Annotated in this window: 19 protein-coding genes and 1 tRNA gene; 13 read left to right on the top strand and 7 right to left on the bottom strand. The window is 62.8% G+C overall.

Translation table 11 applies throughout. The features are described from left to right. Complete coding sequence (locus AC2FM3_RS11530; protein ID WP_496681859.1) at positions 1-1,044, top strand: succinylglutamate desuccinylase/aspartoacylase family protein; 1,044 nt, start codon at positions 1-3, stop codon at positions 1,042-1,044. A gap of 292 nt (positions 1,045-1,336) precedes the next feature. Here AC2FM3_RS11530 and AC2FM3_RS11525 read toward each other — a convergent pair. After that, positions 1,337-1,426, bottom strand: a tRNA-Ser gene (locus AC2FM3_RS11525). 554 nt (positions 1,427-1,980) lie between these two features. Further along, positions 1,981-2,943: a hydroxymethylbilane synthase gene (hemC, locus tag AC2FM3_RS11520; protein WP_496681857.1), complete on the bottom strand. Its 963-nt coding sequence runs from the start codon at positions 2,941-2,943 to the stop codon at positions 1,981-1,983. 106 nt (positions 2,944-3,049) lie between these two features. Here hemC and hemE point away from each other — a divergent pair, with 106 nt between their 5' ends. Continuing rightward, positions 3,050-4,084, top strand: a complete 1,035-nt coding sequence (gene hemE, locus AC2FM3_RS11515; protein ID WP_496681855.1) for a uroporphyrinogen decarboxylase — start codon at positions 3,050-3,052, stop codon at positions 4,082-4,084. Positions 4,085-4,164: 80 nt separating this feature from the next. Here hemE and AC2FM3_RS11510 read toward each other — a convergent pair whose 3' ends face one another. Further along, positions 4,165-5,259, bottom strand: coding sequence for a CaiB/BaiF CoA transferase family protein (locus AC2FM3_RS11510; RefSeq protein ID WP_496681853.1), 1,095 nt, complete (start codon positions 5,257-5,259; stop codon positions 4,165-4,167). 172 nt (positions 5,260-5,431) lie between these two features. Between AC2FM3_RS11510 and AC2FM3_RS11505 the strand changes: the two genes are divergently transcribed. From AC2FM3_RS11505 to uvrC, 8 genes are all read left to right on the top strand, one after another. Continuing rightward, positions 5,432-6,724: a TAXI family TRAP transporter solute-binding subunit gene (locus AC2FM3_RS11505; protein WP_496681850.1), complete on the top strand. Its 1,293-nt coding sequence runs from the start codon at positions 5,432-5,434 to the stop codon at positions 6,722-6,724. A 74-nt stretch (positions 6,725-6,798) separates the two neighbouring features. Continuing rightward, positions 6,799-7,323, top strand: a complete 525-nt coding sequence (locus AC2FM3_RS11500) for an SRPBCC family protein (protein WP_496681848.1) — start codon at positions 6,799-6,801, stop codon at positions 7,321-7,323. Positions 7,324-7,413: 90 nt separating this feature from the next. After that, the gene (locus AC2FM3_RS11495; protein WP_496681847.1) at positions 7,414-8,343 is read left to right on the top strand and encodes an ABC transporter ATP-binding protein; all 930 of its coding nucleotides are present in this window, start codon (positions 7,414-7,416) and stop codon (positions 8,341-8,343) included. Continuing rightward, positions 8,340-9,101, top strand: coding sequence for an ABC transporter permease (locus AC2FM3_RS11490; protein WP_496681845.1), 762 nt, complete (start codon positions 8,340-8,342; stop codon positions 9,099-9,101). The genes AC2FM3_RS11495 and AC2FM3_RS11490 overlap by 4 nt, the downstream gene beginning before the upstream one ends. 104 nt (positions 9,102-9,205) lie before the next feature. Continuing rightward, positions 9,206-10,003 (top strand): S49 family peptidase, encoded by a 798-nt coding sequence (locus AC2FM3_RS11485; RefSeq protein WP_496681844.1) that lies wholly within the window; start codon positions 9,206-9,208, stop codon positions 10,001-10,003. A 168-nt stretch (positions 10,004-10,171) separates the two neighbouring features. Further along, entirely contained in the window at positions 10,172-11,122 is a 951-nt protein-coding gene (locus tag AC2FM3_RS11480) for a calcium/sodium antiporter (protein WP_496681842.1), read from the top strand. 21 nt (positions 11,123-11,143) lie between these two features. Next, positions 11,144-11,923 (top strand): SDR family oxidoreductase, encoded by a 780-nt coding sequence (locus tag AC2FM3_RS11475; protein ID WP_496681840.1) that lies wholly within the window; start codon positions 11,144-11,146, stop codon positions 11,921-11,923. Positions 11,924-12,213: 290 nt separating this feature from the next. Then, on the top strand, positions 12,214-14,088 hold the full coding sequence (uvrC, locus tag AC2FM3_RS11470; RefSeq protein ID WP_496681838.1) for an excinuclease ABC subunit UvrC: 1,875 nt from the start codon (positions 12,214-12,216) through the stop codon (positions 14,086-14,088). Here uvrC and AC2FM3_RS11465 read toward each other — a convergent pair. Beyond that, on the bottom strand, positions 14,073-14,972 hold the full coding sequence (locus AC2FM3_RS11465) for a DMT family transporter (RefSeq protein ID WP_496681836.1): 900 nt from the start codon (positions 14,970-14,972) through the stop codon (positions 14,073-14,075). The two genes, uvrC and AC2FM3_RS11465, sit on opposite strands and share 16 nt — an antisense overlap. 190 nt (positions 14,973-15,162) lie before the next feature. Between AC2FM3_RS11465 and pgsA the strand changes: the two genes are divergently transcribed. The 3 genes from pgsA to AC2FM3_RS11450 are packed head-to-tail and all read left to right on the top strand — an operon-like array spanning position 15,163 to position 16,528. Continuing rightward, on the top strand, positions 15,163-15,831 hold the full coding sequence (gene pgsA / locus AC2FM3_RS11460) for a CDP-diacylglycerol--glycerol-3-phosphate 3-phosphatidyltransferase (RefSeq protein ID WP_093963574.1): 669 nt from the start codon (positions 15,163-15,165) through the stop codon (positions 15,829-15,831). A gap of 3 nt (positions 15,832-15,834) precedes the next feature. Further along, a complete protein-coding gene (moaD, locus tag AC2FM3_RS11455; RefSeq protein WP_496681834.1) occupies positions 15,835-16,080 on the top strand; it encodes a molybdopterin converting factor subunit 1 in 246 nt (81 codons plus the stop codon). 4 nt (positions 16,081-16,084) lie between these two features. Next, positions 16,085-16,528 carry a molybdenum cofactor biosynthesis protein MoaE gene (locus AC2FM3_RS11450; RefSeq protein ID WP_496681833.1) on the top strand — a complete coding sequence of 148 codons (444 nt, stop codon included), beginning with the start codon at positions 16,085-16,087 and terminating at the stop codon, positions 16,526-16,528. A 4-nt stretch (positions 16,529-16,532) separates the two neighbouring features. Here the strand turns inward: AC2FM3_RS11450 and AC2FM3_RS11445 are convergent, their stop codons facing one another. The 3 genes from AC2FM3_RS11445 to ubiA all read right to left on the bottom strand — a co-directional run bounded on the left by AC2FM3_RS11445 (position 16,533) and on the right by ubiA (position 19,814). Further along, positions 16,533-16,853: a hypothetical protein gene (locus AC2FM3_RS11445; RefSeq protein ID WP_496681830.1), complete on the bottom strand. Its 321-nt coding sequence runs from the start codon at positions 16,851-16,853 to the stop codon at positions 16,533-16,535. A 1-nt stretch (position 16,854) separates the two neighbouring features. Further along, positions 16,855-18,786 carry an OmpA family protein gene (locus AC2FM3_RS11440; protein WP_496681828.1) on the bottom strand — a complete coding sequence of 644 codons (1,932 nt, stop codon included), beginning with the start codon at positions 18,784-18,786 and terminating at the stop codon, positions 16,855-16,857. Positions 18,787-18,851: 65 nt separating this feature from the next. Next, complete coding sequence (gene ubiA / locus AC2FM3_RS11435; RefSeq protein WP_496681826.1) at positions 18,852-19,814, bottom strand: 4-hydroxybenzoate octaprenyltransferase; 963 nt, start codon at positions 19,812-19,814, stop codon at positions 18,852-18,854. Positions 19,815-19,819 lie beyond the last annotated feature (5 nt).

Here is a 19,819-nt window from a genome sequence, read left to right as displayed (position 1 = left end):
ATGAAGACGCGGCCTCATTTCACGATCGGAAAAACCAAGGTGGCGCCGGGGTCCCGGCTCACCGTGGATCTGCCGGTCAGCGTGCTGTCGGATCACACGCCGGTCACCATGTCGGCCCATGTCGTGCATGGCCGGCATGATGGCCCGACGCTGTTCGTCAGCGGTGGCGTGCATGGTGACGAGGTGATCGGCGTCGAGATCATCCGCCGCCTGCTGCGCGCGCCCAACCTGTCCACGCTCAAGGGCACGCTGATCGCGGTACCGATCGTCAACACATTCGGGTTCATCAGCCATTCCCGCTACCTGCCCGACCGGCGTGACTTGAACCGCGTCTTTCCAGGCAGCGAACACGGATCGCTTGCGTCCCGGCTGGCGCATCTTTTCATGACCGAGATCGTGGCGCGATCCGATCTGGGGATCGACCTGCACTCGGCCGCGATCCATCGGACGAATTACCCGCAGATCCGGATCTCGCCGGACAACCCCCGCACCAAGGAACTGGCCGAGGTTTTCGGTGCGCCAATCGTCATGAAATCACCGTTGCGCGATGGTTCACTGCGCGCCGCCGCCAAGGACGCCGGAACGGATGTTCTGCTCTACGAGGCTGGCGAAGGCCTGCGGTTCGACGAGCTGTCGATACGGGCGGGGCTCGCGGGTATCCTGCGCGTGATGCGGCACATGAAGATGGTTCCTGTAAAAGGCATCTCAAAACCCAAGGCAAAGCCGCATTTCTGCAACTCCAGCAAATGGCTGCGCGCACCGATGGGGGGCGTCCTTCGCGTCTACAAAGCCGACGGTGAACTGGTGCGCAAGGGCGACCTGATGGGGTCGGTCTCGGACCCGTTCGGAGAGCAGGAGATGGAAATACTTGCCCCGTTCGACGGGCTGGTTGTCGGCCGGGCAGTGATGCCCGTGGTCAACGAAGGCGACGCCGTGTTCCACCTTGGCCGTGTTGAGTCAGTTGAGCAGGCCGGCGAGTCGGTAGAAGACCTCAGCGCGCAATTGGAAGACGACCCGATGTTCGATGAGGATGAAATTCTCTGACACGGACGTAACGGGGAGCACCTCAGCAAGACAATGCTTCGTTGAAACAGAAAACCTTGGTTTGAACTTACTGTAAAAACGCTTTTCCAGTTGCTAGTACCCCTTTGTATAGAGAAGGCTTTTTTCCCTGGTTTTGATAGCCATTGTCACTTCACTGCCTGGCAAGCAATGTAAAGAAAAATGTAAAGCGATTTGTATAGCAGAATTGGCCAAAGTAGAGCGGGCTATTTTGCGGAATGGCAAAAAAACACTCAAAGACAAAGGCTTGAGAAAATCTCAATGTGAGGATGGGTGGCGGAGACGAAGGGATTCGAACCCTCGAGACGGTTTCCCGCCTACTCCCTTAGCAGGGGAGCGCCTTCGACCACTCGGCCACGTCTCCGTTGGCGGGTATATCCTTGCCCGACACCCGGATACAAGGCGATTTTCCAGCAAAGATCCATTTTTTGTGAACGTTAGAAACTCGACGGGATGACTCGTGTCATCTCATTGGCTTGTTAGGGATGAATCGCGAACAGAAACAGTTGCTGAGAGGTTGCGAGCACGATGTCTGTTTCCGCGATTGCTCCAACCAAAAGGCGGACGGAACGAGGACAAGCTGCACGCAATGGCAAAACGTTCCTCCGCAAAGTTCAACCACGTCAAACACAGGCGCGACGGATGAGGTCGATTCGGCCCAGGTTTCCCGTCTGCGACCAGTTACCAATTTGGTCGTACCTTTGGTGCGGTCGTCGACGGACCGCTGCCAGCATTTTGGCAACGGTCCGTCTCGATCAGGCCGTCAATCCGGTCTCGCCCCCTCGAATACCAACTACAAAGAATACGAAATAAAATCTTCGATACATTCGAGACCAGCGACTTGCCCGATCCGGTATACCAGTTATGCCGGGGATCAACTTCCGCGACAGTGAAGCAGTTCACATTCCCGAAATTTTTCTAAATTTTGCGCCAATCGAAAAAGCCCGGCCCTGCTTGCCGAAGCAATCTGGTTGCCATGGCGCGGCCCATCTCTAAAGCGTCTTCGATGGCGCCGGTCAAAGTATCGGAGATCGATTCGGAGCCGTCGGGGCGCAGGACTTCGCCGCGCAGACGCAGCTGGCCATCCGCTATCTCGGCCAAGCCGGCGATCGGCGTTTCGCAGGACCCGTCCAGGGCGGCCAGCAAGGCGCGTTCCGCCGTCAGGCGTTGGGCGGTTTCCGCGTGATGGATGGCCTCCAGCATTGCGGCGGCCCGGCTGTCGTCCGCGCGGCGTTCGATGCCGATCGTGCCTTGCGCGATGGCCGGCAGCATGTCATCCGGCGAGATCGCGGTGGCAGGCACGTCCTGCATGTTCAGGCGGCGGAGGCCGGCCATGGCCAGGAACGTGCATTGGGCCACACCATCGGCCAGCTTCTTCAGCCGGGTCTGCACGTTGCCCCGGAATTCGACCACGTTCAGATCGGGTCGGCGGTGCAACAATTGTGCCCGCCGCCGCAGCGACGAGGTGCCGACGACCGCGCCCTCGGGCAGGTCAAGGATCGAGCTGAGGCGAGGCGAGATGAAGGCATCGCGCACGTCCTCGCGCGGCAGGAACGTGTCTAGCACCAGCCCCTGCGGCTGTTCGACGGGCATGTCCTTGGTCGAGTGCACGGCGATGTCGATGTCCCCACCCAGCATCGCCTCTTCGATTTCCTTGGTGAACAGGCCCTTGTTTCCGATCTCTTTCAATGGGCGGTCCGCGTCGATCATGGCGCGGTTGTCGCCAGTGGTCTTGATCACCACGATCTCGAATGCCTGTTCGGGCAGGTCGAAGGCATCGCACAGCCGCTGACGGGTTTCATGGGCCTGGGCCAGCGCCAGCGGCGAACCACGGGTGCCGATCTTCAGCGGCGATGCGGGGGTGGGCAGGGTCAAAGTCATGGGCACAGCTTTAGTCGCGTCACATTGCCCTGACAATGGGGGCCACGCTTGACATTTTGCCGCTGAAGGCGGACCCGTTGCGCGAACCGGAATAGTGGGGGCTGACATGGCCGAGAACAAGAAACTGCTGCGGGCGCTGGCGGGCGAGGTACTGGACACGCCGCCGATCTGGATGATGCGACAGGCCGGACGCTATCTGCCCGAATACCGCGCGACGCGGGAACAGGCGGGCGATTTCCTGTCGCTGTGCTACACCCCCGATCTGGCGGCCGAGGTGACGCTGCAGCCGATCCGCCGCTATGGGTTCGATGCCGCGATCCTTTTTGCCGACATCCTTCTGGTGCCGCAGGCGCTGGGCGCCGATCTTTGGTTCGTCACCGGTGAAGGGCCGGGCCTGTCGACGATCACGCAGCAATCGGATTTCGACGCCTTGAAACCCGTTGATACGATCCACGAAACCCTGTCGCCCGTCTATGAAACCGTGCGTATCCTGTCGCGCGAACTGCCGTCCGAGACGACGCTGATCGGCTTTGCCGGCGCCCCGTGGACCGTTGCGACCTATATGATCGCCGGGCGTGGCACCCCTGATCAGGGCCCCGCCCACGCCCTGCGTGAGGAAAACACCGCGCTGTTCGAGGCGTTGATGGACCGGATCACGGCGGCCACGATCGAATATCTGTCGGCTCAGATCGAAGCGGGGGCCGAGGTGGTCAAGATTTTCGACAGCTGGGCCGGGTCGCTGAAAGGTGAGGCTTTCACCAAATACGCGGTCGAGCCGTGCCGGATCATCACCGAGGCGCTCAAGGAACGCCACCCGGGCATTCCGGTTATCGGTTTCCCGCGTGAGGCGGGCGAGGGTTATGTCGGTTTCGCGAAGGCCACCGGCGTCGATTGCGTGGCGCTGGACAACTCGGTTGCGCCGGAATGGGCGGCCGAACAGGTGCAGGTAGATGGCTGCGTGCAAGGCAACCTGGCCTCGTCGCACATGGTCACCGGCGGGCAAGCGCTGGTGGATGAGACCCGTCGCATTGTGCGCGCCTTTTCCAAGGGGCCGCATATTTTCAACCTGGGTCACGGGATAACACCGGATGCCGACCCGGAAAATGTGCAGTTGATGATCGACACGGTGCGCAGCGGGTAGGCAGCGTGCGAGGGGGCCAGCCCCCTCTTGGCCGTTGGCCAATTCACCCCCGGGATACTTTCGGCCAGATGAAGGGTGTGTCAGGTCTTTTGGGAGCCTTGGAGTTCGATCAGGATTTCGGTCGTGTGTTGGCCGCGGGCCGGGCTAGGTTTCGGCTGCCATTGATGGGTGGAGAAGCGCGGGGCGGCGGCGGCCTGCAAGGTGCCGTCTGCCGCGCGCCAGGTTTGGCGGGCAGTATTCATCGGATGGGTTGCGGCCTCGTCGGGGCTGAGCACCGGGGCGACGCAGGCGTCTGAGCCTTCAAACAGTTCGGCCCAATGGTCGCGCGGTTTGGTTGCGAAGATTTCCGCCAGATGCCGGGTCAGGTCTGGCCAGCGTGTGCTGTCGTATTGTTGCTGGAATGCTGGGTCGTGGGACAGGCCCAGGATTTCCAGGAATTGGGCATAGAATTTCGGTTCGAGGCATTGGACCGAAACAAAGCCGCCATCCGCGCAGGTGTAGGTGCGGCTCCAATGCGGGCCGTCCAACAGGCTTTGGCCGCGCGTGTCGGACAGGTTGCCGGTCTGGCCCAGGCTCATCAGCAGGTTCATCATATGCGCGGACCCGTCGTAGATGGCGGCGTCGACGACCGTGCCCGTGCCGGTTGCGCGCGCGTTCAGCAGCCCGGCCAGTATGCCGGTGACCAAATACATCGCGCCGCCGCCGATATCGCCGACCAGCGTGGCCGGGGTCATCGGCTCGATGCCGGGTGGTGAGCCGTACCAGAGCGCTCCGGACAGGGCGATGTAGTTCAGATCATGTCCTGCGGTGTCGGAAAGCGGGCTGTCCTGGCCCCAGCCAGTCATGCGGCCATAGACCAGCGCCGGGTTCAGAGCGTGGCAGGTATCGGGCCCCAAGCCCAGCTTCTCCATTACGCCGGGCCGGAAGCCCTCGATCAACGCATCGGCGGATGCGATCAGGCGCCGGGCGGTTTCGAGGTCGTCGGGGTCCTTGAGGTCGAGCGCGATCGAGCGTTTGCCCCGGTCCAGCACGGATCGGTCCGGCATGCCCGGTGTGACGGCACCCCCCTTGCGGTGGATGGTCACGACATCGGCCGCCAGATCCGCCAGCAGCATGGCGGCGAACGGGCCGGGGCCAAGCCCCTCGATTTCGACGACGCGGAATCCGTTGAGCATATGTATCCTCCCGGTTCGCGATGCTTTCGGCTTGGCCATGCGAATGCAAGGGCTGGGTGCCGAAAACGTGGCGTCGGGTGAAAAAACCGATGAACGGCCCGGTCTTCGGGGCGCTTGCAAGCCAGGGTCGGCTGGCCTAGCGTTTTCGGCGGGATGTGGAGCGAGGGCTGGAATGCGGCTTTGGATCATGATCGGCGCGGCGCTGGTGGCGGCGGCATTGACCGCGATCGTCCTGCATCTGCACCCTCCGGGCAGCCTGCGGATGGCCGGAGGCCCGAGCGGCGGGGCCTATGAGCAGATCGCGCAGGACTATGCCGAGATTCTGGCGCGTGACGAGATCCGGGTGGAGATTCTGGAAACTGCGGGTTCGGTCGAGAATGCCCGTCTGATCGAAAGCGGCGAGGCAAATGCCGCGCTGCTGCAAGGCGGCATCGTGGCCGATCCCGACAAGGTCGAAGCAATCGGAACGGTTTTCTACGAACCGATGATATTCATGACGCGCGCGGATGCCAGTATTCCCAGCAACCCGGCGCTTTGGCGAGACCTTAGTATCAACCGTGGCGCGGACGGGTCGGGCACGGCCGATGCATTTCGCGATTTTGAGCGTGTAGTCGGCCTGTCCGAGGCGGACAACATCCATGTGTCGCTCGATTATGATCAGGCTGCCGAGGCCTTGCTGGACAACAGGTTGGATATCGCGGTCTTCGTTGCCCCGATCGAGGCGCCCTACCTGCTGGCGGCCTATCAGGAGCCGGGGCTGAAGGTGCTCGAACTGGAGCATGTCGAGGCGATCTCGCGCCGGTTGTCCTATGCGACGGTGGTCACGGTTCCGGCCGGCGGAATGTCACTGGATCCGGTCCTGCCGCCGCGGCCGGTCAAGTTGATCGCGCTGCAAGCGCGATTGGTCGTGCAGGCCGACATTCATCCCGCCCTGGTCAACCGTCTGACGATGGCCGCGATCGAGTTGCATCGGGCGCGGGGCATCATCACCGATGCAGGAGAATTTCCGGGAGTCGAAGGAACGGGCCTGCCGGTCAGCAGTGCCGCGCGAAGGTTGATCGACGAAGGCCCCAGCACGTGGCACAATCTTCTGCCCTATTGGATCGCGGCCCAGGTCAACCGCGTGTTGCTGCTGTTTCTGCCATTCTTTTTCATCGTGGTGCCTTTGGTGCGTGTACTGCCCAAGGCCTATGCCTATCTGCAACGGTGGCGTGTCTGGCAGCATTACCCCGAAATCCGGCAGATCGAGCTTGAGCTTGCCGCCGACCCGTCGCCGGATCAGCTTGGGGACATGCAGGCGCGTCTGCACGAACTGGATGAACGGCTGGCCGAGCTTCGATTGCCGGCCGCTTACCGGCAGGGCCAGTATGACGCGCGGCTGCATGTCGATCTGGTCCAGAAGCGGGTTGCCGAATTGCAGGCACAGGTCGACCTGCGGCAGGCGCACCGCGCCACCCGCGCATGATGGCTGTTGCAAGCTACCGTCTTTCGGGGCTAGGTCTTTTGGGAACCATGCCAGGCAGGAAAGGGGGCGCACCCATGCAGATGAGTGACACGCGCGAGATTCAGGCGGCGCCTGCGGATGTCTTTGCGGCTCTGCTGGACCCCGAGGTCCTGAAAGCCTGCGTCCCCGGCGCGCAAGAGGTCAACGGCAATCCGACCGACGGGTACGAGACCACCGTGGTGCAGAAGGTCGGCCCGGTGAAAGCGACTTTCAAAGGGACGGTGACCATGTCGGGCATGGTCGAGGGGCAGCGCCTGACCATCGAGGGGGAAGGCAAAGGCGGGGCTGCGGGCTTTGCCAAGGGCGGCGCAACGGTGACATTCGCGTCCAGTGACAGCGGCGGAACCGTTCTGTCCTATGACGTCGAGGCCAAGGTCGGCGGCAAGCTGGCGCAATTGGGCAGCCGCCTGATCGACGGCTTTGCCAAGAAGATGGCCGACCAGTTCTTCGCCAACCTGCAGGAGCATTTCGAAGGCCCCGCCCAGCCGGACGAGAGTGCCGACCCCGAGGCGGAACCCGAAAAGAAAGGGTGGTTGGGCCGCCTGACCGGGCGCGACTAGGTCTGCACGGATGCGCATGCCCTTGTGCGGATTTGGCCTGTTCCGGACAGGATCGGCGCGCTAGGGTCTGCGCCGGAACGGGAAAGACGCATGACGACCATTCTTTCGATCAAGGATCTGCGCAAAACCTATGATGACGGTTTCGAGGCGCTCAAGGGCGTGTCGCTGGACATCCGGCAGGGCGAAATTCTGGCCCTTCTGGGGCCCAACGGCGCCGGCAAGACCACGCTGATCTCGACCATCTGCGGGATCACCACGCCGACCTCTGGCACCGTCACCGTGGGCGGGCACGACATTCAGGCCGATTTCCGGGCCGCGCGTCGGATGATCGGCCTTGTGCCGCAGGAAATCGCGCTGGAGCCGTTCGAGAAGGTCTGGAACACCGTGCGCTTTTCCCGCGGGTTGTTCGGCCTGGGCCAAGACAGCGCCCGGATCGAGGAGATCCTGCGCAAGCTGTCGCTGTGGGACAAGCGCAAGAACGCGATCAAGGAACTATCGGGCGGCATGAAGCGGCGGGTGCTGATCGCCAAGGCGCTGGCGCACGAGCCGCGAGTGTTGTTTCTGGATGAACCCACTGCCGGCGTGGATGTCGAGCTGCGCAAGGACATGTGGGCCATCGTCGACGAGCTGAAGGCCGCCGGCGTCACAATCATTCTGACCACGCACTACATCGAAGAGGCGGAGGCCATCGCCGACCGCGTGGGCGTGATCGACAAGGGTGAGCTGCTGCTGGTTCAGGACAAGAAGACGTTGATGGCGCAGATGGGCAAGAAGCAGATCGAGGTCATGCTGACCTGCACGATCCCGTCCATTCCCGACAGATTGGCCCATCACAACCTGGTGCTGAACGGGCAGGGGGATGCGCTGATCTATACCTATGACACCAATGCCGAACGCACCGGCATCACCACCCTGTTGAACGACGTGGCCGAGGCCGGGCTGATACTTCGCGACGTGCAGACCCGGCAATCGAGCCTCGAGGAGATATTCGTCACGCTCGTGTCCGGAGACGTCGCATGAACTGGACTGCCATCGCCGCCATCTACCGGTTCGAAATGGCCCGGTTCTTCCGCACCCTCGCGCAGAGCTTTCTGTCGCCGGTCCTGTCCACCTCGCTCTATTTCGTGGTGTTCGGAACCGCCATCGGCAGCCGGATCCAGGAGATCGAGGGCGTATCCTACGGCGCCTTCATCGTGCCGGGGCTGATCATGCTGTCGGTGGTGATGCTGTCGATCTCGAACGCGTCCTTCGGCATCTATTTTCCCAAGTTCCTGGGCACGATCTATGAATTGCTTTCGGCCCCTGTGAATTTCATCGAGATCGTGATCGGCTATGTCGGCGCGGCGGCCACCAAGGCGCTGTTCGTGGGGTTGGTGATCCTGGTCACGGCGACCTTCTTTGTGGATATCCGCATTGAACACCCCTTTGCCATGGCCGCTTTCCTGATCCTGTCCTGCCTCAGCTTTTCGCTGCTGGGTTTCATCGTGGGTATCTGGGCCAGCAATTTCGAACAGATGTCGCTGGTGCCGCAGCTGGTGGTGACGCCGCTGATCTTTCTGGGCGGCACGTTCTACTCGATCTCGATGCTGCCGCCGGTGTGGCAGACGATCTCGCTGTTCAATCCGGTGGTCTATTTGATTTCGGGTTTTCGCTGGTCGTTCTACGGGCTGTCTGACGTGCCCATCCTGCTTAGCCTGCTGGCGATCCTCGCCTTTACCGGCATCTGCCTTGCGGTGATCGGCTGGATCTTCAAAACCGGATGGCGCATCCGCAGCTAGGGCGTTGCATTTTTGCCGATCACGGCCGCGAAATTCAGTCACGTCGCGTTTCCGCCGGTTCCGGTCCCTTGTTTACGGGTTGGGCGCACTCTACATCGGCACCCATGAAACTCAGCCTGCCGTTTCTGAAAAAGCACCCCGTCGTTGCCGTGGTCCGTCTGTCGGGCGCCATCGGCATGGCCGGTCGCGCCTCGATGAGCGATACCGTGCTGGCGCCGGTCCTGGAAAAGGCGTTCCGCAAGGGCAAGCCCGCAGCCGTCGCGCTCGAGATCAACTCGCCCGGCGGATCTCCGGTGCAAAGTTCTCTGATCGGCGCGCGAATCCGTCGGCTCGCCGACGAGCTGAACGTGCCCGTGCATGCCTTCGTCGAGGACGTGGCGGCCTCAGGCGGCTATTGGCTGGCGGCCTCGGCGGACCGGATCTGGGCCGACGACAGCTCGGTTCTGGGGTCGATCGGGGTGATTTCCTCGGGGTTCGGTGCGCATGTCTTCATCGCGCGTCAGGGCATCGAGCGGCGCGTACATACGGCGGGTCAGTCGAAATCCATGCTGGACCCTTTCGCCCCGGAAAAGCCCGAGGATGTCGCGCGGCTGAAGGGGCTGCTCGAGGATATCCATCACAACTTCATCGCGCATGTCAAAGCCCGCCGGGGCGATCGGTTGGATGAAACGGCCGATCTGTTCACCGGCGAGGTCTGGCTGGCGCGGCGCGCGCAGGATCTGGGCCTGATCGACGGCATCGCGCATCTGAAACCCAAGATGCAGGAGCTGTTCGGCGACAAGGTCCGGTTCCGCCGCTATGGCCTGCGCAGGCCGATCTGGTCGCGTTTCGGGGCGGAAATGGCCCAAGACGCGCTGGCTATGCTCGAGGAGCGCGCGGCCTTCGCGCGTTTCGGCATGTGACATGATCATCAAGGCTGTCACTCTTTTCCTGATCGCGATGGGCGTGCTGGCGATGTTCGGTAAGCTGCGCTTTCCCGGTCAGAGACGTCTGAGCTCGGCCAAATGCCCGCGGTGCGGGCGGTTCCGCATTGGTAAAGGCCCCTGTGCATGTGAAAAAGGAGGCCGTGGATGACGGCGTGGCTGCTTTCCGGCCTTGGTCTGTTGATCCTTTTGCTGGCGGGCGACGCGCTGGTGCGTGGCGCGGTGAACCTCAGCCTGCGGCTGGGCGTGCCGGCATTGATCGTCAGCCTGACGATCGTGGCCTTCGGTACCTCGGCGCCCGAATTGCTGATCGCGATCAAGGCGGTTCAGGAACATGCGCCCGGTATCGCGCTGGGCAATGTGGTGGGGTCGAACACGGCCAACATCCTGCTGGTCCTGGGCATTCCGGCGCTGTTGGCAACCATCCACAGCAGCGAATGCGACACCCGCAGGAACTTCATCTACATGATCCTGGCCTCGGTTCTTTTCATCGGGCTTGCTTTCTGCGGCGTGTTCACCCTGTTCAGCGGCGCGATTCTGCTGGCGGGGCTGGCCCTGATACTGCTGAACGCCTTCCGCGAGGCGCGGGCTCATCGAAACGCCTGCACCGCTCAGGAAGAGATTGAGCTTCTGGAAGAGGCCGACCCGGACATGCCCTATTGGAAGGTCGCGATGTTCCTGATTCTGGGGCTGGTCGGCCTGCCGATGGGGGCGCATCTGCTGGTGGACAACGCCACGATCATTGCCCGCACCTATGGTATCAGCGAAACCGTGATCGGTCTGACATTGGTGGCCGTCGGCACCTCGTTGCCGGAACTGGCGACGACGGTGATGGCGGCGTTGCGTCGGCAGGCGGATGTTGCGCTGGGCAACGTGATTGGGTCGAACATGTTCAACCTGCTGGCCATCGTCGGCATCGCTACGCTGTTCGGGCGCATCCCGGTCGATCCCGAATTTCTGCGATTCGACTTGTGGGTCATGCTGGCTGCGTCGCTTCTGCTGCTTCCCTTCGTGTTTTTCAAACGCGACATTACCCGCACCTGGGGCTTTTTCTTGACGTTTCTTTATGCGGCCTATCTCGTGGCGCTGCTGGCGTGATCTGACCTGGGGAGGCTGCGTATGACCCGAGCATTGGTGACCGGTGCGGGTGCCCGCCTGGGGCGGGCGATGGCGCTTTATCTTGCGCAACGTGGCATGGATGTGGCGGTACATTACGCGACCTCGCAAGGGGCGGCGTCCGAGGTCGTGTCCCAGATCGAATCCCAGGGCCGCAAGTCGACTGCTTTGCAGGCCGATCTGCTGGAGGAGTCCCAGGTCGAGGCCCTGTTGCCGCGCGCGGCCGAGGCGCTGGGCGGGCCGATCACCTGCCTGGTCAACAACGCCTCGATTTTTGAATACGACAACATCCATACGGCAACGCGCCAAAGTTGGGACCGGCACATGGAGAGCAACCTGCGGGCCCCCTTCGTGCTGACACAGGCCATGGCGCGGCAGGGTCTCAAGCCCGCAATCGACGACAGCGGCGAGCCGGTGGCGACTGGTCTGGTCGTCAACATGATCGACATGCGGGTGCGCAAGCTGACGCCCGAATTCATGTCATACACCATTGCCAAGATGGGGTTGTGGGCCCTGACCCGCACCGCGGCGCAGGCGCTGACCCCGACGATCCGCGTCAATGCGATCGGGCCGGGTCCGACCTTGCAGGGCCACCGACAAAGCCCCGAACATTTTCAGGCGCAGCGCAGGAACACCATTCTGGAACGGGGGGCAAACCCGTCGGACATCACTGCCGCGCTCGGCTATTTCCTCGATGCGCATGCGGTCACGGGGCAGTTATTGTGCGTCGACGGCGGGCAGCATCTGGGCTGGCAGACGCCGGACGTTCTGGGCGTAGAATAGGTGAATCCGGTGCAAGTTTTGCACCGCTCGCGATCGTGTTACATGTCCGTTGCAAAAAGGCCTTTTTTTTCATGCACTTGTACGCCGGTCAAAAAAATTTCATGCAAAAACAATAGCTTGATATTCCGCCTATTTTTTGTGCAAGGCGGAGAAAACGCAAGGATTCAAGGAAGAATTCCAGTTCAGGGAAACTTGTCCGCACAGTTATCCACAGGAATCGTGGATTTGTTTTCTCTTGATCTGGGGCGCGCAAGATTGCAGCCACGGGCAGAGAATCGTATCTGATGAGCATGACCGCGGACAACAGATCTCAAGCTGATCCTGAAATCACGGGTTACGCCTGCATCCAGCGCTATGTGAAGACGTTGGACAGTTCGCCGGGTGTCTATCGGATGCTGGATGCAGACAGCCGGGTTCTGTATGTCGGCAAGGCGCGCAACCTGCGAGCGCGGGTGTCGAACTACACCCGCCCGGGACATTCGCCCCGGATCGAGCGGATGATCGCCTCGACCGCGTCGATGATGTTCCTGACCACTCGGACAGAGACCGAGGCGCTGCTGCTGGAGCAGAACCTGATCAAGCAGCTCAAGCCCAAATACAACGTGCTGCTGCGCGACGACAAAAGCTTTCCCAACATACTCGTAGCCAAGGACCACCCGTTTCCGCAGATCAAGAAACATCGCGGGGCCAAGAAGGAAAAGGGCGCCTATTTCGGCCCCTTCGCCAGCGCGGGCGCGGTGAACCGCACGCTGAACCAGCTGCAGAAGGCGTTTCTGCTGCGCAACTGTTCGGATTCGATGTTCGACAGTCGCACCCGGCCCTGCCTGCTCTATCAGATCAAGCGCTGTTCGGGGCCGTGCGTGGGCATGATTTCGCAGGCCGACTATGCCGAAAGCGTGCGCGACGCCGAGCGGTTCCTGTCCGGACGCTCGACCCGTATCCAAGAGGAACTAGCCGCGCAGATGCAGGAGGCCTCGGACGCGATGGAGTTCGAGCGTGCCGCCGCCCTGCGCGACCGGATCCGCGCGCTGACGCAGGTACAGACGGCGCAGGGCATCAACCCACGCGGTGTGGCCGAGGCGGATGTGATCGGCCTCTACATGGACAGCGGTCAGGCCTGCGTTCAGGTGTTCTTCATCCGTGCCAACCAGAACTGGGGCAACCGCGATTTCTATCCAAGGGTCGGGCCCGACGTCTCCTCGGCCGAGGTGATGGAGGCCTTTCTGGGTCAGTTCTACGACAACAAGGAACCGCCGCGCCAACTGATCCTGTCGGACGGGATCGAAAACGCGGACCTGATGCAGCAGGCCCTGTCCGAAAAGGCCGGCCGCAAGGTCGAGATATTGGTGCCGCAGCGGGGCGAAAAGCTCGAGCTGGTCTCTGGCGCGCTGCGCAACGCGCGCGAGGCGCTGGCCCGCCGCATGTCGGAAAGCGCGACGCAGGCCAAGCTCCTGCGCGGTCTGGCCGAGGCCTTTGATCTGGACGCGCCGCCGAACCGGATCGAGGTCTATGACAACTCGCATATCCAAGGCACCAACGCGGTGGGTGCGATGATCGTGGCCGGTCCCGATGGGTTCATCAAGAATGCCTATCGCAAGTTCAACATTCGCGGCGAGGACCTGACGCCGGGCGACGATTTCGGCATGATGAAAGAGGTGCTGACCCGCCGCTTCACCCGCCTGCTGAAAGAGGACCCCGACCGCGACAAGGGCCTGTGGCCCGATCTGCTGCTGATCGACGGGGGCGCGGGGCAGGTGAGCGCCGTGCACGAGATCATGCAGGCGCATGGGGTCGAGGACATCCCAATGGTCGGTGTCGCCAAGGGCGTCGATCGCGACCACGGCAAGGAAGAGTTCCACCGCATCGGCCAGCGCCCCTTCGCCCTGAAGCGCAACGACCCGGTTCTGTATTTCATTCAGCGGCTACGGGACGAGGCGCACCGCTTTGCCATCGGCACCCATCGCGCCAAACGCGCCAAGGCGATGGGAGCGACGCCGCTCGATGAAATCCCGGGCGTGGGCGCGGCCCGTAAACGCGCACTGCTGGCGCATTTCGGCAGCGCCAAGGCGGTCAGCCGCGCCAATCTGGCGGATCTGAAGGCGGTGGACGGGATCTCGGCCGGTCTGGCGCAGAAGGTCTATGATTTCTTTCACGAAAAAGGCTGAGTCCGCTGGCGCCCGCGCCACAGAATGTACAGCCCCGAGGCCACGATCAGCGCGCTGCCCAGCCACATGGCCTGGTCCAGACGTTCGTCAAAGATCAGCACGCCCAGCCCGATGCCGAACAGAAGGCGGGTATAGCGAAACGGGGTCACGGCCGACACTTCACCCGTCCGCATGGCCAGCATTAGCGAAGCATAGGCCACCGCCCCCATCACCACGGCTCCGGTCAGATGCAGGGCGGTTTGGGCGTCCACCGGCACCGCGGCGGCGCCCTCGAAAACCCGGTACAGACCACCGGCAACGACAATTGACAGAAAGCCGTAAAACCCAAGAACGGTGGTCCCCAGCGTGGCAGGGGCGGCGCGGCTGGCCAGATCGCGGCCGGCAAAGCCCAGCATTCCCAGCACCGCAAGAATGGACAGGGCCGAGAAACTGTCTCCGGTTGGCTGGATGATGATCACCACTCCGATCAGTCCGACCATGATGGCGCTCCAGCGTCGCCAGCCGACGGTTTCCCCGAAGAACAACGCGGCACCCGCCACTACGACCAGCGGCGTGGCCTGCAGGATCACCGTGGCCGAGGACAGCGGCGTCAGGGCGATGGCCAACACATAGAACAGGCGACCGAAGACTTCGAATAGCACTCGGATCTTCATCGGCTTGGACAGGACATCGGGGTGCAGCAACCGCCGCCCCTGTAGCAACGCGACCCCGGCGAAAATCAGCGCCCCGCCCAGCCCGAACAGCACCAGAACCTGCCAGATGGGCAGCACTTTGGCTGTACTTTTCAACAGCGCGTCCTCCAGGGCGAACCCAGCCATGGCCGCTATCATCCAGGCGCTGCCGGTCAGGTTGGCGCGCGCATCGGTTCTGATATGTGAGGTCACGGGGCGGATCTTTCCTGGCTGCCGATACCCGCGCAACCTGACCCGTTCTTGGCGCCGCGCCAAGGGGGAAACGGTCATCGATCGGCGGCCTGCGACGGAATGATCTGACGTGGCCCAAACACCTGCGTTCTTGGCAGTTTTTTGTCATGCCGTCTTTTCTGTTCCCGGCCATGGTTGTAGGGTCCGGCGCATGAAGTGGAACCTGCCGAATATTCTGACTTTGCTGCGCCTTCTGGCCGCGCCCGGCCTGGCGGTGATGTTTCTGTATTTCACGCGGCCCTATGCCGATTGGTTCGCACTGATCCTGTTCCTGTCGGCGGCCATAACCGATTGGTTCGACGGCTATCTGGCGCGCGCGTGGAAGCAGGAAACCAAGATGGGCGCGATGCTGGACCCGATCGCCGACAAGGCGATGGTGGTGATCGCGCTAATGATCCTGGTGGGCTATTCGACCGAGCACTGGACGCCCTGGCTGGTGCTGCCCGCCACCGTGATCCTGTTCCGCGAGGTCTTCGTCTCGGGCCTGCGTGAGTATCTGGGCGACGTGGCCGGAACTCTCAAGGTCACCAAGCTGGCCAAATGGAAGACGACCGCGCAGATGGTGGCGATCGCCGTGCTGTTTTCGCAAGGCATTTTCGAGCACTATTTCGTCATGTCTACCTATGGCATGGATACCGACCTGATCGACCAGATCCTGTCGGGCCAGGTCGAGGACATCTCGGGCCTGCAATGGAAGCTGGATGGCATGTTCTGGTCGGGCCGCATCGGGTTGTGGCTGTTGTGGGTCGCGGCGACGCTGACATTGATCACCGGCTACGACTACCTACGTAAAGCCATGCCCCATTTGAAGGAGGGCTGACGCATGGATGTCTTGTATTTCGCTTGGGTCCGCGAGCGGATCGGCGTGCCGAAGGAAAAGGTCGAAACCAGCGCCGCCACGGTGTCCGATCTGGTGGCGGAACTCAGCGCCCGCGAAGACCGCTATGCGGCGGCGTTTGCCGACCTGTCGGCCCTGAGGGTTGCGCTGGATCAGGAATTGTCGGATTTCGACGCGCCCCTGACCGGTGTCCGCGAAGTGGCCTTTTTCCCACCCATGACCGGCGGGTAGGGCGATGCGGATTTCCGTCCAGCAAGAGCCGTTCGATCTGGGGGCCGAGGCCAATGCCTTTGCCGCGGGTGACATGGCCAATGGCGCCATCGTCACTTTTACCGGCGTCGTGCGTGATCTGGCGCAGACCGATCTGGCCTGCATGGAGATCGAGCACTATCCCGGGATGACCGAACGCGCCATCGCCAAGATCGCCGAGGAAGCGAAAAACCGGTGGTCACTGGGCGACGTGCTGGTGATCCATCGCCACGGGCGGCTGGCTCCGGGCGACCGGATCATGATGGTCGCAACGGCAGCCCCGCACCGCAAGGATGCGTTCGAGGCCGCTGAATACCTGATGGATTACCTGAAATCCCGCGCCCCGTTCTGGAAGAAGGAAATCACTGCATCCGGGGCCGATTGGGTTGCCGCCAAGGACGAGGACGAGGACGCTCTGTCGCGCTGGTAGGCGCTCAGTCGGCGTTGTTGATCCGGCCGCGCAATTCCTCGGCTTCCTCACGTGCGGCGCGCAGCCCGTCCATGGCCGCGGCCAGCTCGGCCTCGGTCTGGGTCAGTTGGTTGGTCAGTTCCGCCTCGCGCTGCTGCAGATAGGTGATGGCCTGATCGCGCGCTTCTTCGGCCTCGTGCAACTCCTGGCTCATTCGGTCCAGATCAGCCACGTCGCTCTGCCGGACCCGGGTCAGACGATGCACCAGCCAGTTCGCGAACCAGCCCATGCAGAAGGCTGCGAACAGGATCAGGGCGGTGGCGATGATGAATTCGGTTCTGTTCAACTTACTGGTCCTCTGCGTCCGTGTCGGACACGTTTTCTTGTGCGTTGTCTTGCGCTTGCTCGGTTGCTTCCGCCCCGGCCGGAGTTTCCAGCGCCTCGAGCCCGGTTTCCTCGGGGGCGACCGGTTCGGGCCTGATCAGGAGAAACTCGATCCGGCGGTTCTCTTCGCGGCCTTCTTCGGTTCCGTTGTCTGCGATCGGCTGGGCTTCACCGTACCCCACGGCCGAAAAGCTCGAGGTCGGCACCCGCCGGGCGCGCAATTCGTTCAGAATGGACTGCGCGCGTGCCTGGCTGAGAGTCTGGTTCATTTCCTCGCGGCCCTGACTGTCGGTGTGGCCTTGGATTTCCATTCTGATCGGTCCGCATTCGCGCAGGATGTCGGCGATCCGGTTCAAACTGTCGCGTGAGTCGGCAGAGACCGTGGCCGAGCCCGGCTCGAATGTGATCTTTCGCTCGGACTGGACCTGGGCGATGCGGGCGATGCAGTCCTCGGGGTCGGGCAGGGCGTCTTCGGGCTCGGGGGCAGGTTCATAGGTGATCGACAGGTCGAAATCCTGCCCTTCGCCCAGTTTCTCGGACAGAAGGCCGGCGATCTGGGCCCGTGTGGTCTCATCGTGGCTCATACCGGAAATCGCCACCGTATCTGGCGTTACTGTAAGAACGCCATTGTTCAGCCAGGACAGGGCTTCAAGTCCGGCCAGGACCCGTACGGGCCAGGATTGGGGCAGGCCGTCGACGACGCGGGCGGCGGCATGAACCACGTCGGATCCGAACGCAGCGCGGGCATAGCTGTCGATCATCTCGCGTTGCAGTTCGTCACCAAGGCGCCCGCGCAGCTGCACCAAGCCTTCCGGGCTGCGCGTCGCGGTGAATTCGACCGGGCCGTCCTGCTTGTCGGTTTCGGGTTTCTGCAGCACTGCATGCAGGGCGAAAACCTCGGGCAGGGCGTTTTCCAATTCGCCCACGACCCTCTCGAACAAGGCCGGATCGGTGCTGGGTTCGGCGATCAACGAGATGTCGGCATCCGACAGCGTCACCGAGCCGCGCCCGATTTCGGCCAGCGCCTTGATGCTCAGCGCGGCGGCGGTGGCCCAACGGGGTGAAGGCACGCCCAGCCCGATCGTACAGGAATAGGGCCCGGTCAGCCCGGCCTGTTGCGCGGCGGCGATGATGGCATCGCGGGCCTGTTCATCCTGCGCCGAACAGGCATCGAACCGCCCGCCCTCGTCCGTGACCAGATAGCGCAGGGTAAACGGCGTGATTACCGGACGCGGCGCCGAGATCGCCAGCCCGATGCGCAGGCCGGGCGGCGCGGCGCGGGTCAGTTCCTGTTCCAGCGTTTCCTTTTCTTTCCGGCTGTTGGCAATGGCCGTGATCTTGACCAGTTCGGGGCTGGCCGAGATCTTGGCCCGCGGGAGCCTCGACAGGGCCAGCACGGCATAGTCGATGGCGGCATCCCAGCCTTTGGGTTTGGGGTAGTCGGCGGTTTCCATCAGGTCCGACACCGAAACGCTTGTGTCCAGCCTTTGCAGCCGCTGCACCAATGCGTTTCGGTCGACGCTGGCCGGGATCAGGCCGATCACCGAAATGCCGCTGTCATTGCGCAGGATTTCGGCCGAGAAGCGCGGCGGCGCGAGGTCGGCGGTGGGCGCCACGTCCATCTCGTCGATGACGCGCGAAGTATCCACCTCGGATCCTGCGGCGGTCAATGCGGCAAAGCGGGTGGCCTCGTCGGGCGCCGTGCCGGTCAGAACGACGCGCAGCCCGTCGGCCTCGACCTCAGCCCATTCGTGACCTTGCAGGCTCAGCGCCCTGCGTACGGCCAATTCCGAGTCTTCCTCGACCCGGGTCACGGCGAAACTGGCGGCCAGCAAGCAGAGGGCGGCCGACAGGGCAAAGACCACGGCTGATGTCAGGAAGTAGGGCAGGCGCATGGACGGGCTTCGATCTTCTCGGGCGATTGAGGTCGGGTTTTACAGGCTGCGGTACAGCGGTGCAATCACAGCAGCAATGCGACGCAAAGGAAGATGAGCGGAATCAGGCCGGTATCCCGGTTGGCGCGAAACAGTTGCAACAGTTTCGCGTTGTCTTCGATGTCCAGCCCGCGCAGTTGCCACGCCATGTGCCACCCCATCGCCCACGGCCCGCCGATGGCCACGACCAGTGCCAGGAAACTGGCATCGGGCAGGGCGGCCTCGACGATGGCCAGCCCCATCAGCGCCACGGTCGCCACAAGGAAATACTTCAGCCATTTCGCGGTGTCGGTCCCGAACAGGCGCGCGGTGGACTTGATGCCGATCAGCTCGTCATCCTCGGCGTCCTGGTGGGCATAGATCGTGTCGTAGAACAGCGTCCAGGCGATGCCGGACAGGTACAGCAGGATCGCGGGCCATTCGACCGTACCGCGATGCGCCGCCCAGGCCAGCAGGGCGCCCCAGTTGAAGGCCAGCCCCAGAAATACCTGCGGCCACCACGTGAAGCGCTTGGCATAAGGATAGATCGTCACCGGCAGCAGCGACAGGACGCCCATCGCGATGGCCGCCTGGTTGAAGGTCAGCAGGATCGCGAGCGCCAGAAGGCACTGGATGCCCATCCAGATCACGGCCTGCCGCACGCTGACCTGACCCGAGGGGATGGGCCGCGAGCGCGTGCGGGCGACCTGTGCGTCGAACTTGCGGTCGGTGATGTCGTTCCAGGTGCAACCCGCGCCACGCATCAGAAAGGCCCCGGCCGCGCACCCCGCGGCAATCCACAGGTCGCCCCACCGCGGCTGACCGTCATGCAGGATCGCCAGCGCCAGGCCCCACCAGCACGGTATCAGCAGCAGCCACGTCCCGATCGGCCGGTCCGCGCGCGACAGCCGCAGATAGGGGCGGGCGAAGGACGGGGCGCGGGTATCGACCCAGTTGCCAGTAACAGCGTCGGCGACCTGACCGTCTGGTGTTGGGGCATTGCCTTGCATATGTA

Source organism: Ruegeria sp. BHSB172, from assembly GCF_059613165.1.
The sequence above is the reverse complement of the archived record's forward strand: the minus strand, read 5'-3'. Positions and strand labels throughout refer to the sequence as shown.

Excerpts from the sequence above, each read along its gene's own strand:
- AC2FM3_RS11530 (WP_496681859.1), top strand. The coding sequence starts at position 1 with ATGAAGACGCGGCCTCATTTCACGATCGGAAAAACCAAGGTGGCGCCG.
- hemC (WP_496681857.1), bottom strand. The coding sequence starts at position 2,943 with ATGACTTTGACCCTGCCCACCCCCGCATCGCCGCTGAAGATCGGCACC.
- hemE (WP_496681855.1), top strand. The coding sequence starts at position 3,050 with ATGGCCGAGAACAAGAAACTGCTGCGGGCGCTGGCGGGCGAGGTACTG.
- AC2FM3_RS11510 (WP_496681853.1), bottom strand. The coding sequence starts at position 5,259 with ATGCTCAACGGATTCCGCGTCGTCGAAATCGAGGGGCTTGGCCCCGGC.
- AC2FM3_RS11505 (WP_496681850.1), top strand. The coding sequence starts at position 5,432 with ATGCGGCTTTGGATCATGATCGGCGCGGCGCTGGTGGCGGCGGCATTG.
- AC2FM3_RS11500 (WP_496681848.1), top strand. The coding sequence starts at position 6,799 with ATGCAGATGAGTGACACGCGCGAGATTCAGGCGGCGCCTGCGGATGTC.
- AC2FM3_RS11495 (WP_496681847.1), top strand. The coding sequence starts at position 7,414 with ATGACGACCATTCTTTCGATCAAGGATCTGCGCAAAACCTATGATGAC.
- AC2FM3_RS11490 (WP_496681845.1), top strand. The coding sequence starts at position 8,340 with ATGAACTGGACTGCCATCGCCGCCATCTACCGGTTCGAAATGGCCCGG.
- AC2FM3_RS11485 (WP_496681844.1), top strand. The coding sequence starts at position 9,206 with ATGAAACTCAGCCTGCCGTTTCTGAAAAAGCACCCCGTCGTTGCCGTG.
- AC2FM3_RS11480 (WP_496681842.1), top strand. The coding sequence starts at position 10,172 with ATGACGGCGTGGCTGCTTTCCGGCCTTGGTCTGTTGATCCTTTTGCTG.
- AC2FM3_RS11475 (WP_496681840.1), top strand. The coding sequence starts at position 11,144 with ATGACCCGAGCATTGGTGACCGGTGCGGGTGCCCGCCTGGGGCGGGCG.
- uvrC (WP_496681838.1), top strand. The coding sequence starts at position 12,214 with ATGACCGCGGACAACAGATCTCAAGCTGATCCTGAAATCACGGGTTAC.
- pgsA (WP_093963574.1), top strand. The coding sequence starts at position 15,163 with ATGAAGTGGAACCTGCCGAATATTCTGACTTTGCTGCGCCTTCTGGCC.
- moaD (WP_496681834.1), top strand. The coding sequence starts at position 15,835 with ATGGATGTCTTGTATTTCGCTTGGGTCCGCGAGCGGATCGGCGTGCCG.
- AC2FM3_RS11450 (WP_496681833.1), top strand. The coding sequence starts at position 16,085 with ATGCGGATTTCCGTCCAGCAAGAGCCGTTCGATCTGGGGGCCGAGGCC.
- AC2FM3_RS11440 (WP_496681828.1), bottom strand. The coding sequence starts at position 18,786 with ATGCGCCTGCCCTACTTCCTGACATCAGCCGTGGTCTTTGCCCTGTCG.
- ubiA (WP_496681826.1), bottom strand. The coding sequence starts at position 19,814 with ATGCAAGGCAATGCCCCAACACCAGACGGTCAGGTCGCCGACGCTGTT.